The organism is Larkinella insperata (assembly GCF_026248825.1).
Classification (GTDB): domain Bacteria; phylum Bacteroidota; class Bacteroidia; order Cytophagales; family Spirosomataceae; genus Larkinella; species Larkinella insperata.
The window spans coordinates 4,523,442-4,541,769 of record NZ_CP110973.1; the positions used below are offsets into that span (position 1 = coordinate 4,523,442).

13 protein-coding genes are annotated in these 18,328 nt (G+C 56.9%); 6 read left to right on the forward strand and 7 right to left on the reverse strand.

Annotation, left to right across the window (positions count from 1 at the left end; all coding sequences use genetic code 11):
• Positions 1 to 6 precede the first annotated feature (6 nt).
• The 7 genes from OQ371_RS18355 to OQ371_RS18385 form a co-directional block, all read right to left on the reverse strand.
• On the reverse strand, positions 7 to 1,209 hold the full coding sequence (locus OQ371_RS18355; RefSeq protein ID WP_265989680.1) for a sialidase family protein: 1,203 nt from the start codon (positions 1,207 to 1,209) through the stop codon (positions 7 to 9).
• 215 nt (positions 1,210 to 1,424) lie between these two features.
• A complete protein-coding gene (locus tag OQ371_RS18360; protein WP_265989681.1) occupies positions 1,425 to 3,215 on the reverse strand; it encodes a hypothetical protein in 1,791 nt (596 codons plus the stop codon).
• Positions 3,216 to 3,264: 49 nt separating this feature from the next.
• Positions 3,265 to 4,623: a sialidase family protein gene (locus OQ371_RS18365; RefSeq protein ID WP_265989682.1), complete on the reverse strand. Its 1,359-nt coding sequence runs from the start codon at positions 4,621 to 4,623 to the stop codon at positions 3,265 to 3,267.
• A gap of 31 nt (positions 4,624 to 4,654) precedes the next feature.
• Entirely contained in the window at positions 4,655 to 5,992 is a 1,338-nt protein-coding gene (locus tag OQ371_RS18370; RefSeq protein ID WP_265989683.1) for a sialidase family protein, read from the reverse strand.
• 187 nt (positions 5,993 to 6,179) lie between these two features.
• Positions 6,180 to 7,658, reverse strand: a complete 1,479-nt coding sequence (locus OQ371_RS18375; RefSeq protein WP_265989684.1) for a RagB/SusD family nutrient uptake outer membrane protein — start codon at positions 7,656 to 7,658, stop codon at positions 6,180 to 6,182.
• Positions 7,659 to 7,672: 14 nt separating this feature from the next.
• Positions 7,673 to 10,819, reverse strand: a complete 3,147-nt coding sequence (locus OQ371_RS18380) for a SusC/RagA family TonB-linked outer membrane protein (RefSeq protein ID WP_265989685.1) — start codon at positions 10,817 to 10,819, stop codon at positions 7,673 to 7,675.
• Positions 10,820 to 11,039: 220 nt separating this feature from the next.
• On the reverse strand, positions 11,040 to 11,912 hold the full coding sequence (locus tag OQ371_RS18385; RefSeq protein WP_265989686.1) for an AraC family transcriptional regulator: 873 nt from the start codon (positions 11,910 to 11,912) through the stop codon (positions 11,040 to 11,042).
• A gap of 201 nt (positions 11,913 to 12,113) precedes the next feature.
• Between OQ371_RS18385 and OQ371_RS18390 the strand changes: the two genes are divergently transcribed.
• From OQ371_RS18390 to OQ371_RS18415, 6 genes are read left to right on the forward strand one after another with little or no spacing between them, the layout of a single operon-like run.
• A complete protein-coding gene (locus tag OQ371_RS18390; protein ID WP_265989687.1) occupies positions 12,114 to 12,503 on the forward strand; it encodes a RidA family protein in 390 nt (129 codons plus the stop codon).
• A gap of 16 nt (positions 12,504 to 12,519) precedes the next feature.
• On the forward strand, positions 12,520 to 13,497 hold the full coding sequence (locus OQ371_RS18395) for a 3-hydroxyacyl-CoA dehydrogenase family protein (RefSeq protein WP_265989688.1): 978 nt from the start codon (positions 12,520 to 12,522) through the stop codon (positions 13,495 to 13,497).
• Between the two features lie 8 nt (positions 13,498 to 13,505).
• Complete coding sequence (locus tag OQ371_RS18400; RefSeq protein ID WP_265989689.1) at positions 13,506 to 14,825, forward strand: aspartate aminotransferase family protein; 1,320 nt, start codon at positions 13,506 to 13,508, stop codon at positions 14,823 to 14,825.
• Positions 14,822 to 15,829, forward strand: a complete 1,008-nt coding sequence (locus tag OQ371_RS18405) for a 3-hydroxyacyl-CoA dehydrogenase family protein (RefSeq protein WP_265989690.1) — start codon at positions 14,822 to 14,824, stop codon at positions 15,827 to 15,829. The genes OQ371_RS18400 and OQ371_RS18405 overlap by 4 nt, the downstream gene beginning before the upstream one ends.
• Positions 15,822 to 16,904: a dipeptidase gene (locus OQ371_RS18410; RefSeq protein WP_265989692.1), complete on the forward strand. Its 1,083-nt coding sequence runs from the start codon at positions 15,822 to 15,824 to the stop codon at positions 16,902 to 16,904. Before OQ371_RS18405 ends, OQ371_RS18410 begins: the two co-directional genes overlap by 8 nt.
• 11 nt (positions 16,905 to 16,915) lie before the next feature.
• Entirely contained in the window at positions 16,916 to 18,322 is a 1,407-nt protein-coding gene (locus tag OQ371_RS18415) for a hypothetical protein (protein WP_265989693.1), read from the forward strand.
• The last annotated feature ends 6 nt before the right edge of the window (positions 18,323 to 18,328 follow it).

Genomic DNA, 18,328 nt, shown 5'->3' on the forward strand with positions numbered 1-18,328 from the left:
GTATCGTTAGTTAAGTTCCAGGATCGATCCGGCAATGTGTCTAGTGCCGTTGTCCTGGTTGAAATAATAGACCACCAGCACCCGGTTCCGGTCCAGCTGCACCGACCACGGATAACCAATGTCGGTGTTGCCGCCGTCCTCACGCAGAACGATTTCGGGGGCGGTGGCAAAATTCGTACATTCGGCGTTCAGGATGCGCGCCCGGATGCCAAACGGTTTGTGACGGTATCCGTAAACCAGCAACACCCGGTTGTCGGCCAGTCGGAGCGCCTGCATCGGGTGGCCCTGAAACCCCATTTTCTCCCACTTGAAGCTTTTGCCGCCGTCCGTTGAGCGGGCAATGCAGGCCTGATCGTCCAGGTTGGCCGTTCGCAGAAAAGCCACAATATCGCCCTTGGGCGTTTCGTAGACGGAGGTTTCGTTGAACGAAGCGTTGTCGTCGATGGCCACCACGCTTTGGTACTTCCACGTCAGGCCCTTATCGTCCGACACAATCAGGTGGTTGGACGTTTTCTTGGGCGAGTTGGAATCGCTGGAGGCCACCACCCAGTAGATCCGGCCGCTTTTGCCTTCGTACAAAGCCCCCCGGTTGTAGGCCGTAATGGGTTCGCCGAGAGCGCTGAAGTTGATTTCGGGTTTGATATGAAGCGGATAAATCGGCCCCTGCCAGGTTTTGGCTCCGTCGGTAGAACGCACCAGGTAGCCGCCCAGAAAAATAGCTCCTCCCGCTTCAAAATACGGCTTTTTTAGCTTTTCCATCCCATCGGGACGCAGAAACGCCCAGCCGTAACTGGCGCACAGAATGTCGCCGTTTTTCAGTTGCAACAGACACGGGTCCTGCGAACCGCCAAACGCGTGGGAATAAATCAGCTCCGGCTCTTTCGACCAGTTTTCCCCGTCCTTCGAGCGGACGGCCACCAGGTAGCTGTTGGGGTCGACGTGGCTCGATCCCTTCTCGCCGAAAACTTTGCGATCCGGTGCCCGCCGAAAAGCCAGCAGCAGCTCGCCGTTGGGCTTCTTAATGATGGAAGGAAATGATGAATAAAACCGTTCGTCCTGGTAAATAACCAGATCCTTCACTTTCCGGACGCCCGGCAAATCGCCCGTTTCGGGAGCCGGAAGCCGAACCGGCGCGAACGACATGATGGCAACGGAAACCGCGCCGGACAGTTGAAAAAAGAGCCAGTTTTTGCGAGTGTTAAAGGTCATGGGTACGGATTTAGGATCGTGGTACTTTCGTTGTAAACATCAACTGCAAACCTGTACAAAAGTAGGTTTACGCTCTTTGCGGCTCTTCTACTTTCCTTTCGATTTGTAATACTTTTTTTCGAAGATGAGCCCCGACGAACGAACGCCCGGCCCTTTTTGGAAGAATTGTATAAGCGCCACGTTGCCGCCCTGAGAACTAACCCGGTTTTAGGGGCTTACTTCAGGTTGAACGTGGTGATGTGCGCCATCGACACAATCATCTGCTGGTCCTTGACGGCGTTGCTGCTGCCCACGGTGCGGGTGGTGTCCTGAATCCAGGCCACAATGCGGGTCTGCACCCGACCTTTGATCACCGTACCGGTTTGCCGGTCCACCCATTGTTCGCGTTTGTACAAAATCTTGCCGCCGTGCTCGTTGAAAAATTTGTACTGTTGTCCCCCCATCCGCCGGGTTTCTTCGTCGGGCAGCAGGTCTTCCATCCGAACGCCCAGGTCACTGAGCCAAAGCTCGCCCGTGGCCCGAATCAGCCGGCAGGCCCGGCCGTCCAGTTGGGTGTCGCTGATGTACGTCATGGACATGGGGGTTGGTTTAACCGCGGGCAGATCCGTGCCGTTAAACAGCGGGACCCGCACGGTTTCCTCGCTTTCCCAGCGGTCGCCCGGACGGATGCCATCGACGGGCAGGAGTGGAATCAGGATCGAAATGTCCGGCGACAGCCACCGGGCCGCGTGGCCTTTGGCGTCAATCTGGCTCACTTTTCCCTGCCGGCTAGCCACAAAGTTGATCTGCTGTTTCGCGTGCGGAGCTTCGTCGAACCACCGAAAACCGTCGACTTCGGCCGTTAGCGGGGCAGCTTCTTCCGGACCGTGCTTGCCCACCTTCAGCGTAAGGCTGGCGCTTGCTTCCAGGTACGGCATGTTGGTTGTGGGCCGGGGCGAAAAAAGTTTGAAGTGCGGGTGCTCGATCTTGGTGAGCGAATTGGTTACCGGAATGCCCTGCAATTCGGCCACCGTTACCTCGTACTGGAACGTTTTACCCGCCGGTAGCTGGGGCGCTTTAACGCCCTGGTCGGGTTTCAGATACCGAAACAACTGCTTCAGAATCCGTTCGTTTTCCGCCCAGGGCCGCGACATGTTGCCGGTCCACGAGCCGTTGTCGCCGACCAGAATAAACTTTCCCTTGCCCGGCCGCGTCATCACGATTCCCGGGCCTTTCACGTTGCGGTCGGGATAACCGGCGTCGGATGCGACCTGCATCAGGACCGTCGGCTGCTGGGCTTCCGGCAGAATCCGGAGCGTGCAGCCCGAACCGTAGTGAAAAATGGGCACATCGTAGAAATAAGGATGGTTTCCGCCGATCACCACGTCGGAATAGTGCGTGTCGTCGCTGTTCCAGTCGAGGCCGAAACTGCGGACGAGCTTGCGGAGTTGCACCCCTTCGAAATCCTCGGCGGCCCGGTCGTCACCCCCACTGTTGATCATGACCATCAGACTGCCCCCCTTCTCGACGTACCGCCGGAGCATCGTAATCTCGGCGTCGGTCAAAAGGTTGGCCGTTGAGTCAAGTTTGGGATTGTCGGGGTTGACAATAATGACGGCTTCTTTCTGGGCCAGAGTTTCTTCGGAATACGGTTCCTGCGCCATCGAAATGGCAAACTCTTTTTCCAGCGCCACAAACACCGGGTCGAAGGTGTTGGTATGCACAAAATCGTCCCAGCCGTAGCGACCGTTGATGTTGACCCAGGCGCCAGTCACCATGTAATTGCCGACCTTGGTGCTGGGGCCTTTGTGGTGGTAGTAATCAAACAGCAACCGGGGCATCGGAGCGGCCTGCGGGCTGTACAAAAACGGAATGGCTTCTTTTTTCGGCGGTCGATCCGGCCCGGATTGGCTCGAATCGGCCACCAACGGCTTTTCGCTTCGCCCGATTTTTCGGCCTGCCGTTGCGCCAACGGCCACCGTGTAGCCAAAACATAAAGCCAGAAAAAGCCCGGTGCGAGAGTTCATGCGGAATCGTTTGGGTTAGTTGAAAACGCGGTAAATCATCGGACAAGGTTCAGAGCGGAGAAACCGAAACTTCCCGGACCTTAATGGCTTTGCGCAGGTGTCCCTCGGCGGTTTTGTAATTAAAATCCGAGTAAACCATCAAAAACGAATGATCGCTGGTCGGCAGCAGGCCGGTATAGCCGCAGGAAACCTGCTCAAAAGTGCCGTCTTCGTTTTTGCCAAACGGCAGCATTTCGAACGCATTGGTCCACGTTTTTCCCGGGCCGTCGCTGGAAAACCGGAGCTGAACGCCCGGCCGACCGGAAGACACCACCGTAACGCCGTTTTTCAACTGCAACAACCGCGGAAAGACGCCGTTCGGGGCCATAACTTCGGGTTTGGTAAACGTCTTGCCCTCATCGGCCGACCGACTGACGTACATCGGCCCGCTGTAAATGTCGTGCGAGCGGATGACGCTGAGGTAGGTACCGTTGGCCAGCAGTTCGAACGCCGGTTCGGTAAACCAGAACTTATTCACGCCGTTGGTATCAATCTTGGTGTCGGGTTGGTAGGGAATACGGCTCAGAATTTTCCAGGAATGGCCCGCGTCCGTCGAGCGGTAGAAAAACACCCCGCCCTTGAGATCCAGACTCCCGTCTTCGCGGAGGTGAAATCCCGGATACACGCAGGCCACGACGGAACCATCGGCGGCCACTTTCATGTCACCCCACCACACCACCGGCACCATGCCGCGCAGGCTGTAGCGCAGGGCCTGCGGGTCGTTGAGGGCCGCCTGTTCGTCGGTCCAGACGGATTCGCCTTTTTTCCGGCGGGCCAGAAATACGCCCTGTCGGCTGGCGGGCAGTTCGCTTAGTTTATAAAACGTGTGTACATAATTCCTGCGTTTGAACGACCCAACTGGCTTGGGCATCTTTAGCTCCGATTCTTTGACGGGTTTGGGGGTTACGATTTTGATGCGGTCGCCGTTGGGCAGCAAAACGCCTTCTTCCAGCGCGGAATGCTCCCAGTCGGTCGGGCTGATCTTCCAGGTTTTCCCGCCGTCAGTAGATAGGGCCGCCGGCGAAGACGTATTTCCGTACGATTCCATAGCATCGTTGGCCATTTGCCACTTTACCGCAATGGCTCCGTCGACGGTGCGGGCAATGTCCGGAAACTGAAAATGCCCCCATTTTTCCTCCTTTTCGGCCGCACTCACCACCACCGGTTCGCCCAGCGTTACACGGTATTGGGCTTTCCCATTCTGTTTGTACAGAACGGTGGTCTGCTGGTACGTTGGAAGCCCGGGCGTGATTACTGAAAGCGGTTCGGAGCTGCGCTCGGTCCATTCGGTTGTTGGCCCGGTCGCTTTCTGCGTGCTTTTACAGGCGAAGAAAAGAAGCGGAAGAATTAAAAAATAAGCTTTCGTCATGTTGATCGGAGAGAAGAAACGGGACCTGGTTTTACTGCGGCCTGACGGTCACTTCCCGCACTTTAATGGCCTTTCGGGTTTCGCCCTTCTCGTTTTTGTACTTAAAATCGGAATAAATGAGTAGAAATTTATCCGGTCCGGTTGCCAAAAGGTCCGGATACCCGCAGGAAACCACGTCTTTCGAATCATGGAACGGCAGCATCTCAAACGCATCGGTCCACTGCAAACCGCCCGAACCGGATGAAAACCGCAATTGCATCCCCGGTCGGCCCGAAGCCAGCGCCACCACGCCGTTCGCCAACTGAAGCAACTGGGGCAGCACCCCTGAGCTGGTGAACGCCTTCGGTTGGCTCCAGGTAGCTCCCTGATCGGTCGAGCGGCTGAGGTACATGGGGCTGTTGCCCAGGCCATCGGACGTTCTTAAAACGCAGAGGTACGACCCGTCGGCCAGGATTTCAAAAGCGGGTTCGGTAAAGCCCAGCGCGAGCCGTTTGTTGCCGTTGGGGTCCTGGGCCACGTCCGGGGCGTACGGGATGCGTCCCACGATTTTCCAGGTCCTGCCCAGATCGGCCGAGCGGTAGAAATGGACGCCAGACGCCGGAACGGTCCCGTTTTGAAGGAAAAAACCGGGATAGGTGCCGGTAATGATGGTGTTGGTCGATTCCACTTTCATGTCGCCCCACCAGACCAGCGGAAAAAGCTTGTTGTCCGTGTAGCGAACGGCCGTTGGGTCCAGCAGTTTGTTGTGTTCCAGCGTCCATTCGGACTGGCCTTTTTTCAGCCGGTTCAGGTAGACACCCTGCAACTGCTCCGGCAAACCATCGAGTTTGTAGTACGAGAAGGTTCGGCCGTAGTTTTCGGAAACCCTACCCACCTTCGGGGGCAGTTGCAGGATGGCCGTGTCCAGCGCGGGGGGCGTGTAATTTTTAATCCGGTCGCCGTTGGGAAGCGCCAGCCCATCGCCCAGCGGTTTCGGGCCGTTGGGCACGGTCCAGGTTTTGCCGCCGTCTCTGGAAACCGCAAACCCGTCGCTATCCTTGCCGTAACTCTCGGCGTGGTCGGTGTGCATGGCCCAGGTGGCTACCAACGCGCCGTCCAGACTCCGGTACAGGGTTGGAAACTGGTAAAAGCCCCACTTTTCCTCTTTTTGCGCCACCGAGATCACCACCGGTTCGCCCAGCAGCACCCGCAACTTCTTTTTTCCATCCCGTTGATACTGAAGATCGGTTTTCCCGTACGCCGGAATACCGGGCGTGATGCGCGTCAGGCTGGCGTTCTTCTGTTCCTCCCAGATTGTAGGGGAGGGCTGGGCCTCGGCGATCCAACTTAGAAACAGCAAACCGACCAAGATAAGCAACGGCTTTCGCATGGGCATGTAGGGTTCGGTGAAGAGGCAGATGAGTAATTGAGCGAGTAGCGATTGAGTGGACCAAGTAGCATTTAACCGAACAAATAACCCAATCCAAGTTTGCCTCTTTACAAGGGTAATAAACCGAAAGATGTAATTATCTGTAGGTCAGATTTTTATTCAATCAATCGCTCATCCAAAAGTTCGCTCAATAGCCGGGGTTCTGCGTAATTTTAGGTTCCAGGCTCAGCACGTTGCTGGAAAGCGGAAACAGCACCAGGTGATCTTTGCCTTTCTGGGCCTGCAGCGACGGCACCAGGTCGAAAGCTTTCCCGAACCGCACGAGGTCCCACCACCGTTTTCCTTCAAAAATCAGTTCCAGCAGGCGCTCCTTCAGGATGGCTGCATCGTTGGCGTCCTTCGTGCCGTTGACGAATTTGTACGCGTCGAATTTGGTACCGTAGGCCCGTTGCCGCACCTGGTTGATCTCGGCGGAGGGGTCCTGCCCCAGGCCGTTTTTCGCTTCGGCTTTCATCAGCAGCACGTCGGCGTAGCGGTACAGAATGATGTCGTCCACGAAGAAGCGAACTCCGCCTTCCACGAGTCCCTGACCTTTCAGCGGTACCGAAATGAAATAGTTGCGGGTTCCGTTGGCTCCGTTGGTATAAATCTCGTGAAACGAACCGTTTCGACGCTGATCGTCGGCCACGAATTGGTTACGGACCAGCGCGCTGGCTTCCCACACGTTGTTTCCGCCCGAAACCCCGACAATTGCTTTGGTGGCATCGTCCACGTTGGCGGGTAAAGCACCCACCGCCATGTACATGTTATCAAAATAGTTGTTCGGCGATTCGAGGTGCCGGAAAGCTACCGATAGCAGGATTTCCTTGTTGCCCTTGTTGCCGTATTTGAAAATGCTACTGAAGTCGGACAGCAGGGACACATCGGCTTTGGCCACTTCATCGCAGGCGTTGAGCGCCGTGGTAAAATCGGCCTGACCTCCGTTGGCGCGCTTGGCCGTCCACAGGTACACATCGGCTTTCAGGGCGTTGAGCGACGGTTTCGACCACATGCTCCGGCCGTTCGTAAAGGCGTTGTCGGGGAAAAGTTGCAGGGCTTTTTCGATGTCTTCTTTGATGAACGTCAGGACGGCCGAAGCGGGCGAACGATCCAGGAAGGTGGTCTGCGGGTCGTAGCCTTCGGTGGGTTCGGTGCGCAGCGGCAAATCGCCCCAGGTCCGGACCATAACGAAGTAGAGAAAGGCCCGCATCGCATACGCCTGCGCCAGCGTGCTGTTTTTGACGGTCTCGGACTTGAACGTAATGCCCGGCACGTATTTCAGGATCAGGTTGGCGGCATTGACGGCCGAGTACAGCCCAATCCAGTCGGGGGCCGTGGCGGCCTGGTTGAGTGTGTTCAGGTAATAGCGGTCGTAATCGAGCGTTCCGGCCAGTGATTTCTGCATAATTTCACTACGGCCTTCTCCGTAAATGAACAGGTTGAGTTGGGCTTCGTTTCGCAGTTTGACGTACATCCCGGCCAGCCCGCCCTTGGCGTCGTCTTCGGTTTTCCAGAACGAGGCATTGGTAATGACGCTCGTCGGTTCAACCATGAGCTGATCCGTACAGGAGGAGGTGCTCAGCAGCGTTCCCAACAGAACGCCCGTAATGTATTTATGGAGTTTCATGATGGAGCGGGGGATTAAAAGGTTAGGGAAGCGCCAAACGCGATGTTTTTCGGGATGGGGTAGCGGCCGTTGTCGCGGTCGCCGTCTTCCGGGTTCAGGCCCTTGTAGTTGGTGAAGTAGTGCAGGTTGTTGCCGGTCAGGTTGAACCGCAGGTTGCTGATCTTCAACCGTTGCATCAGGGCCGACGGTACGCTGTAGCTCAGGGTAATTTCCCGCAGACACAAATAATCGCCGGATTCGTAGTAAATGGAGTTGGTCGTGGTTAGGTGGTTGGCCGTTCCGCGCCAGTTGCTGTAGTTGCCGATGCCCGGCTGGTACTGCACCATGCTGGCGACATCGCCCTGTCGTTTCCAGGATTTTTCGGCCATTTCCTTCGTCATGCTGACCCCGGCCCACTGCCCGTCCATGAACGCCCGGGCGTAGTTGTAAATGGTGTGGCCGGTGGCGTAGTCAAACCGCAGGGCGAAGCTGAAATTTTTGTAAGCGAGGTTGTTGGCGATACCGCCGGTCCAGACCGGGAAGGGGTTGCCCACGTACACCCGGTCGCGCTCGTCGATGATGTTGTTGCCGTCAATGTCCTGAAAAATGGCGTCACCCCCGTACTTGGTTTTGTCGGCGTAGGTGATGAGCTGGTCCACCGGGGCGGATTTGGCGGCTTCGTCCGTGGCATACACCCCGGTCTGCTTCCAGGCATAATGGTCGTTGATGCGGCCGCCTTCCTGCAAGCCCCCGCCCCAGACGTACGTTCCGCTGGTGGGGTCGTAGACGTTGTAGCCACCAATGCGGTTGTTGGGCGTCCCGTTGTAGGGCAGCGTCAGGATTTTGTGGGTAGTCTTGGCGGCATTCAGGCTGATCTGCCATTGCAGACTCGATGCCGGCGGCAGAATCTGCGCGCTCAGTTCCAGTTCCACCCCTTTGTTTTCCAGGCTGCCCAGGTTGGTGAAAATGTCATTGAAGCCGGTCGAAGGAGGGAGGGTCATTCGGGTGAGCAGGTTGTCGGTTACCCGGCGGAAGACATCGGCAATCAGGCTCACCCGGCTTTTGAACAGGCCCAGGTCGGCACCCACGTTAAACGTTTTGGATTGCTCCCATTTGAGCGACGGGTTCGGAATGACGGTATTCTGTACGGCCGAAATTCCCTGATAACGCGCGCCCACGCCGTACTCGCCCTGCGCCTGGAAGTCGGTCAGCCCACTGATGTTCCCGTTAACTCCGTAGCTTCCGCGCAGTTTTAGCTGGATCAAATCGGCGGGCAGGGCTTTCCAGAATTCTTCCTGGTGCAGGTTCCAGCCCACCGAAACGCCCGGGAAAAAGCCCCATTTGTGGTTGGCCCCCAGGTTGGAGGCTCCATCGTAGCGGGCGTTGAGCGAGAAGAGATATTTCTGTTTGTAGTCGTAATTGATCCGGCCGAAATACCCCAGAATCACCTGATCGCTGTTGATACCGCCCACCGAAACGGGCGTGGAGGCCGCGTTCAGGGTCGGAATCAGGTCCGTGGCCGCGCCCTGCCCGCTGGCCGTCATGGTGTAATTGTTTCTTCCGAAATACGAGAAACCCGCTTTCGCCGACAGATTGTGAAACGAAGCAAACGTTTTGTCGTACGAGAAAACCCCATCCGCCTGCCATTGGGTCAACCGCTCGTAAAGCGCAGAAGCCGACCGGGTGGTCACGGCGGTGGTTCCGTTGTAAAACGAAGGCAGGAAGGAGTAGCCGTCCCGGGTCACTTTATACAACGAAAGCTGTGGATCAAAGGACAGTCCCGGCAGAATGTCCCAGTGGCCCCCGACGGAGAGCGTCATGTTTTCGATGGAGTTGCCCCGTTTGTCTTTGTTCAGAAAATACAGGGCATTGCCGTTGCCCCGGTTGGCCCCCGGTGCCAGGGTTCCGTCTTCGTAATACAGTTTGGAGGTGGGTACGTTGGCGGCCGAGCGGTAGAAGATCTGCGCAATGTCGTACACTTCGTTGTTGGTCGACCGGGTGAACATGGTCCGCCCGAAGACCGTGAGGTTGTCGCGCACCTTGAGCTCGCCGTTCAGGTTAAACGTCAGGCGGTCATACCGGGTGGTGATCACGGTTCCCTGGTTGTTCAGATACCCGACCCCCGCGTTGAAGGTCGCTTTATCCGTTCCACCCGTCAGCGCGACGTAGTGGTTGTGTGAAACCCCGTTCTGGTAGATCAGCTTCTGATAATCGGTATCCTGGAAGATGATCGTTTTGGTGGAATCCAGCGGGTCGGGCATGCTTTCCCAGCCTTCGTTGAGTTTGTGCTGGTTTTGCGGGGTTAGGTACTGAGTGGTGTAAATCGTGTTGTTGGTCAGGTCGTTGCCCGTTCCGGCTCCGGTGGCCAGGGTCAGCATCCGCGTGGCCGTCGGGTCTTTTTTGGCCGAGCGAACCGCCCCCAGCCGTTGCAGGTAGATGTAGTCCCGGGCGCTGGCCATCTCGTACATTTTGCCGGGCCGGGAGAAGATAACGTCGTAGGAATACGTCACGCGGGTTTTGCCGCTTTTACCGGTTTTGGTGGTGATGATCACCACCCCGTTGGACCCCCGCGCCCCGTAAATGGCCGTCGAAGCCGCATCCTTCAGCACTTGCAGCGACTCAATGTCATCGGGGTTGATGTCATTCATGTTGGTCCGGATGATCCCGTCGATGATGTAGAGCGGAGCCGCACCGTTGGGATTATTGATCGACGTTCCACCCCGAATAATAATCCGGGGCGCCACACCGGGTTGGCCGCCACTGGCCGGGGCCTGCACCCGCACCCCGGGCAGCGTGCCTTGCAGGGCCGAAGCCGCATTGGCGTAGGGGACGTTTTCCAGCACTTTGGTGTCCAGCTTTGTGACGGATGTGGTCACCGTTTCCCGCGACTGGGTGCCGTAGCCGACGACCACCACTTCGTTCAGCGTTTTGCTGTCTCCTTTCAGGGTCACATCCAGCAGCGACTGGTTCCCGACGGATAGTTCCTGCGACTCATACCCCAGAAAACTGAAGACCAGCACCGCCTGGTCGTTGGGAACGTTGAGGGTGTACTGGCCGCTGGCATCGGTGGTGGTACCGGTGTTGGTCCCTTTCAGGACGATGCTGACCCCGGGCAGTCCTTCGTTGCGTTCGTCGGCAACTTTGCCTTTTACCGAACGCGCCTGCTGCGCAAATGCAGCCACGCTACAACAAAGCCATGCAACCAGTAAAAAACAGCGCTTTCCTGGTAAAAAAGCAGGTAAAGTTTCCTTTTTCATAGTATCCCAAATAGAAAGTCGTGCCGAAGTTGACAAAAGCAAAATTAAGTTTCGCCCTTATCGGAATCTGCTACTTTTATTTGTATTTGTGATACTATTTTTCGGAAAAGCCGGCCCCGTCTTTTTTTTCGATAAACCGTCGGATTTAAACGGCTGCGTTCAACGTTCTGCGGTATTCGCTGGGCGTCATGCGTTTGATTTTCTTGAACTGGCGGTTGAAATTCGCCAGGTTGTTGAACCCGCTTTCGCTGGCGGCTTCCACAATGTTCAGGTCTTTTTCGGAGATCAATTTACAGGCGTGACCGATGCGCACCGTATTCAAATACTCCACGAAGGAGACGCGGTAGTGGTCTTTGAAAAAACAGCAGAAAGTCGTCAGGGCCATGTTGGCAACGCTCGCAATTTCGGGGAGCGTAATTTCTTCCTGGAAGTTCTGCATGATGTACTGGTTGATCTTTCGCAGGTGGTCGGAGGATTTCAGGTGAATGTTCTGCACGTAACCCGGACTGGCAAGCATCTCACAGTCAGTAGTGTTGGTCAGGAGGTCGAAAATGGACAGCAGGGCCGAGAGCCGCTGCAACCCGTTCATGGTCAGCATCTGTTTCATGAGGTCGGTGATCTTTTCGCGGGTCGCGCCGGTAATTTCCATGCCCCGGTTAGAGCGCTTCAGAAAGTTCCGGAACGTTTCCATCTCCGGAATATCCATAAACGGTTTGCCCAGAAAATTATCGACAAACTGCACCACAATGGCGTCGGCCGGGTACCCGGCTTCGCCCTTGAAAAATTCGGGATCGTTCACCCAGACGTGCGGCAGCGACGGCCCCATAAACACCAGATCTCCGGCGTCGAAATACCCAATGTGATCGCCCACCATCCGGCGACCGGTGCTTTTCAGGACCAGGACCAGTTCGTATTCCGGGTGGTAGTGCCAGGGGCAGGGAAAAAATTGGCCAGTTTCCTGAAACACAATAAAAGATTTGTCGTATTCCTGTGGTAACCGAACTTCAACTGTTTTCATGGGGCAAAGGGCTTAGCGTAGCAAAAGAGGTGAGTAAGTATACCGAAAAAAAGTGAATCGGCCGGAGCGTTGTGAAAAATAGTACCAGAAATATGGATAAAAGTAACAGAAATAGCAAACTTCCCCGACTACTTTTGCTGACAGTTCCCGGTGTGATCTGGGACGTCTGGAGCCACACCCTTTCTATCTGCTTTTTCACGCATGAGTAAAACAAAAGTGATTCACCCCGATCGCAACCCCGCTTTTGCAACCGGCGCGTATTCGGACGGCGTAGTGGCCGGTGGCTTTCTATTTGTCAGCGGCCAGGCGGCCGTCGATTTCAAGACGTCGCAATTCGTCCGGGGCACCATCGAAGACGAAACCCATCGCACCCTGCAAAACATCAAAACCATTGTGGAATCGGCTGGCGCCCGGATGGAAGACGTCGTGAAATGCACCGTTCACCTAGCCGATATTGCCGACTTTGACCGGTATAATACGGTATATGCCAGTTACTTCCCGGGCATCAAACCGGCCCGAACAACCGTGCAGTCGGTACTGGCCGAAGGGGTGAAAGTGGAAATTGATTGCATTGTTAAACTCCCGGCCTGATTAACCTGTTCGGCGAATGGATGAGATGATACAAACGAGTGAGATCAGCGTGGGCGTGGTCGGACTGGGATTAATGGGGAGTAGTATCGTAGCGGCTCTCCTGCTCGCTGGTCATCCGGTGAAAGCCGTTGCCCCGCTGCCCGATGAACTGGCCGACGCCCCGGAGCGCATTCACAATCAGATTAAGCACGGGGAAGAAGCGGACTTGCTGACAAAATCCCCGGACGACTATCGAACGCAGCTGACGGTTTCGGGTGATTATACCATTCTGAGCGACTGCCGGTTGGTGCTGGAGTGCGTCACGGAGCGACTGGCCATCAAGCAGACGGTTTACCAGAAAATAGCCGCCGTCGTCAGCCGCGACGCCGTGATTGCCAGCAACACCTCGGCCATCCCGATCAGTCAGTTGCAGCAGTACGTACCCAGCCCCGAGCGATTTATGGGCATCCACTGGGCTGAACCGGCGTACATGACCCGGTTTATGGAGATTACCTGCGGCACGCAGACCTCGCTGGAACGGGCCAATTGGGCGTTTGAACTGGCGCACCACTGGCAAAAGGAACCCACGTTGCTGCGCAAAGACATTCGCGGTTTTGTAACCAACCGGCTGATGTACGCCATTTACCGGGAAGCCTTTCACCTGGTGGAAACGGGCGCGGCCACGCTGGACGATGTCGACAAGGCGTTCCGGTACGACGCCGGTTCGTGGATGACGATGATGGGCATTTTCCGGCGCATGGACTACACCGGTTTGCAGGATTACCCCGAGATCTTCCGGCGCGTTTTCCCCCTTCTGTCCAACTCCGAGGAGGTGCCTGCGCTGATGAAACCGCTGGTGGAACAGCAGTTGCGGGGCACGCAAAGCGCGCAGGGCCTGTACGACTACACCGAAGAAGAAGCACGGGAGTGGGACAAAGCCTTTGCGGTTTTTAACAAAGATATTTTCCAACTGGCCGCCCGGTATCCGATCCGGACCGACCAGCGAATCGGCTAAATTCGACCATGACACAGTATACCGAATCGGCGGCCCTGCTCCAGCGGGCCCAAAAAGTGCTGGCCGGGGGCGTTTCGTCCGAATTCCGCAAGTACAACCATCCGCACGCCATTTTCTACACGCACGGAAAAGGCAGCCGGATTTACGACGTGGACGGCAACGAATACCTGGATTTTACGCTCAGTCAGGGGCCGCTGCTGCTGGGCCATTCGCACCCCGAGGTCCTGCAGGCCATTAATACCTACTCCGAACAGGGACAACTTTTTGCCGGTCAGCACATCCGGGAAATTGAACTGGCCGAAAAACTGGCCGAAATTATCCCCTCCGCCGAACTGATGCGGTTTTGCCTCGACGGTTCCGAAGCCGTGCAGACCGCCTTTCGGGTGGCCCGCGCCAAAACGGGCAAAACCAAATTCCTCCGGTTTGAGGGCCATTACCACGGCTGGCTCGACAACGTGGCCTGGGGCCTTTCAGCACCCTCCGCCGACGCCCTGGGCGACCGGGCCGATCCGGAAGTCTATCCGTGGAGCGCCGGTCTGGCCGAACACGTCCGCGACGAGTTCATCATTCTGCCCTGGAACGATCTGGACCTGGTGCGAAAAACCGTCGCCGAGCATCACCACGAACTGGCGGCCATCATCACCGAGCCCATCATGTGCAACAATGGCTGCATCCTGCCCAAAGACGGCTTTTTGCCCGGCCTGCGCGCCCTCTGTGACGAATACGGCATCGCCCTTATTTTTGACGAGGTGATTACCGGGTTCCGGGTGGCGCTCGGCGGAGCGCAGCAGCATTTCGGCATCACGCCCGACCTGTCCATTTTCGCCAAGGCCATCGCCAGCGGCTATCCCATCAGCGCCATCGTCGGCAAACGGGAGTGGATGCACCTGATCGAAGACGCCAAGGTCATTCACGCGGGCACCATGAACGCCAGCAACCCGACCGTGGCGGCCGCCCTGGCCACCATTCAGGTGCTGGAACGCGACCCGCCTTATGAACGGCTTTACCACTACGGCCAGAAACTGATGGCGGGTCTGCAACGGGCCGCTACTGAAACGGGCCAGAACCTGCGGGTGCAGGGCCTGGGTCCCATGTTTCATGCCGGATTTACCGATCTGGAAACCATCAGCGATTACCGGGACACCTTGTCGTACGACAAAGCCAAACTGGGCAAACTCATCGCCGGACTGCACGACAACGGGGTTCGGGTGATTGGCCGGGGCTTGTGGTACATCAGCGCGGCCCATACCGAAGCCGACATTGATCACGCCATTGCCACGGCCCGGCACCTGCTGGAAAGCATGGCGCTGGAAACCGTCCGGAATTGAAAAGAACGCCCGCGCTTCGCCAAACGAACACCATCATGGGGAATCCTTCCGCTCAAAGAGAAGCCATTTTAGTAACGGGCTGGTGCCAGTCGACCAGGAGCATTGTCGCCTGTTTACGCCGGGCCGGCCATCCGGTTGCGGTATACGCCAGCAACCATTTTGATACCACCGAATGCCAACCCATCTCGCCAAACGCAATTCAAATCAAGGCGCTGGACCGCTCGGTCAGGATCATCCACCAGTTGGACGAAGTAGGGCCGTTTAAGCTGGTGATTGGCGGCACGGACGAAAACGAATTTCAGAAAAGGGCCCTGATCCGGCAACTGGAAGGGGTGCTTTCGCCCGATGCGGTGATTGCTATCAACACCGAAAGCATTCCGCTCAGCAGCCTGCAGCGGGAAGCCCACCACCCGGAACGGATCATCGGCGTCAACTGGACCGAGCCCGCCGATACCACGTATTTTCTGGAGATCATCGCTAACGAAAAAACCAACCTCCGGCTCGTCGATGATTTTTACACGATGGCGAAAGACTACTGGCAGAAAGACCCGTACGTCGTGCGCAGTGACGCCGGAATCCGAACCCGGATGCTGTGCGCCATGATTCGGGAAGCGTTTTATTTGCTCGAAAACGGGTATGTTTCCGTGGAGGACATCGACCGCGCCTGCCGCAACGATCCGGGTTATTATCTGCCCTTCAGCGGTCATTTCCGGTATATGGACCTGATGGGTGCCTTTATCTACGGGGTGGTCATGCAGGATTTGTTTCCTGAACTCTCAAAAGCCCGGCACGTGCCCCAATTTTTTACCGAAATGGTGCAGAACGGCGGTTTGGGTATGAGTTCCGGCGAAGGATTTTACACCTATAAAGCAGGCGAAGCGGAACAATGGAAAACGTCTTTTCGGGAGTTTAGTCAGCAAATCCGGCAATTGATGAGCCAGTATCCGTTTGGGTACGAAGCGGCTTCGGAACGGGCGCATAACCAATCGGTGGTGCATGAATAGACGGCTGCTGATTGACGCCCACCTCGATCTGGCCATGAACGCGCTGGAGTGGAACCGGGACCTTTCGCGCCCGCTGGCCGAAATACGGCAGCGCGAAATGGGCATGCGCGACAAGCCCGACCGGGGCCGGGGTACGGTTTGTTTACCGGAATTGCGCAAGGGCGGCATTGGCCTGGTGGTAGCCACGCAATTGTCGCGGGTGACACCCTACGGCAGTGCGCTGCCCGGCTGGCACTCACCCCAGCAGGCCTGGGCCATGACCCAGGCACAACTCACGTGGTACCGGGAAATGGAAGCCCTCGGTGAGCTGGTGCAAATCACCAATCTGACCGAACTGGATCACCACCTGGCGCTCTGGGACAACGCTGAAATACCCGACGAGCAAAAACCGATTGGCTACATCCTGAGTCTGGAGGGAGCCGATTCGCTGGTAAATTGTTCGTACCTGCACCGGGCGTTCGACTACGGGTTACGGGCCGTCGGTCTGTCACATTTCGGGCCGGGCCGCTACGCGCCGGGGACCAAAATGGAAGGACCGCTAACCCCGTTGGGGCTGGATTTGCTGACCGAAATGGACCAGCTGAACCTGATTCTGGACGTAACGCACCTGACCGACGAAGGATTCGATCAGGTGCTGGATCGGTACCAGGGGCCGGTTTGGGCCAGCCACCACAACGTGCGGGCGCTTGTTCCGACGCAGCGGCAGTTGACCGATGAGCAGATCCGGCGGCTGATTGAACGGGACGCGGTGATGGGTGGCATGCTGGATTGCTGGGCGATGGACATCCGGTTTATCGACACCGTGTCGGACCCCTGGCAGTTGAACATCCGGCTGGAAAACCTCGTCGACCACTGGGACCACATCTGCCAGATTGCCGGAAACAGCCGGCATGTCGCCATCGGCAGCGATCTGGACGGAATTTTCGGCACCGAACAAGCGCCCTGGGACCTGAATTCGATTGCGGATTTGCGGAAGTACGAGGACATTCTGGCCCGGCGCGGGTATAAATCCGACGATATTGACAATATTTTTTACGGAAACTGGCTCCGGTTTTTGCGCCGGGCCTGGCAATAACCAACACCGCCATGAACGAGTCAGCTTTTCAGGCCGGAGCGGCCCGGGTAGACATTACACCCCCGCTGGGCACGTTGATCAACGGCGATTTCATCACGCATTACGCCCGCTTCATCCACGACCCGTTGTACGCCAAAGCGCTGGTGTTGCAGCAGGGCAAAACCACCCTCGCGCTGGTGATTGTGGACATCTGCGCCATGCCGAAAGACCTGCTGGATGAGGTAAAAATCGCCCTCCAGAACGAAACGGGGCTGTTGCCGCAGCAGGTGCTGATTGCCAGCACGCACACGCACGCGGCCGGTTCGGTGGCCAGTCTGCTCCTGGGCGCGGCCGATTTGCCGTACCGCCAGAAATTGCCGGCGCTGCTGATCGAATCGGTCAAAGCGGCTTTGCAGCACCGGCGACCGGCCAAAATTGGCTTTGGGGCGGTGGACGTGCCGGAGCACGTGGTGTGCCGGCGGTTTTTTATGAAGGAAGGCTATCAGGCGCTTAATCCGGTTACGGGCGGGCTGGACGGGGTGAAGACCAACCCCTTCGGCGACGAGCAGCAGATCGACCGGCGGGTGGCTCCGGTGGACCCGCAGGTGAGCTTTCTGGCCGTGAAAGGACTGGACGACCAGTGGATCAGCGTGCTGGCAAATTACTCGCTGCACTACGTTGGCGATTGGGAAAACGGCACCATCACGGCGGATTATTTCGGCGTATTTTCCGAGGAAATCGGTCGCCTGCTGCAGGCCGGACCGGGCTTCGTCGGGATGATGAGCAATGGTACCAGCGGAGAAGCCAACATTTGGGATTTTCTGGACCCGGACCGGTACCCGAAAGCGCATTTTGCCAAAAGCGAACTGATTGGAAAAGACATCGCCGGAAAAGTAGCCAACGCATTGCAAGCCATTGGTTGGCAGGAAGCTCCGGAATTGTCCGCCCGGTATACCGAGGTGGCCGCGGGCGTTCGGAAACCGTCGGCGGAAGAATTGGACGCAGCGAAAAAATTGGCGGCCGAATCCCAGTACGAGACGATTCAGCAGGTCGATCGGGATGCGTTGCGCCGGATTTACGCCCGGGAGCAGGTGTTGCTAAACGACTATCCAGATACGAATCTATTTCCCGTACAGGCGCTACAGATCGGCACCGGGCGAATCGGCGCTTTGGGCGCGGAGTTCTTTGCCGAAACCGGATTGAAACTCAAGCAAAACCACCAGCCGTATTTTACGATCACGATGGCCAACGGGTACATCGGTTACGTGCCACCCGCGCACGAGATTGAGCGGGGCGGCTACGAAACCTGGCGTTGCCGGACCAGCTTTCTCGAACCCGGTGCCGAAGAAGCAATTCGAACGCAGTTGGTCGAATTGCTAAAAGCGGAGGCCGAACGCCCGGTGTACTCGTCATACGAAATCAAACAATATGAACGATAACGGTTC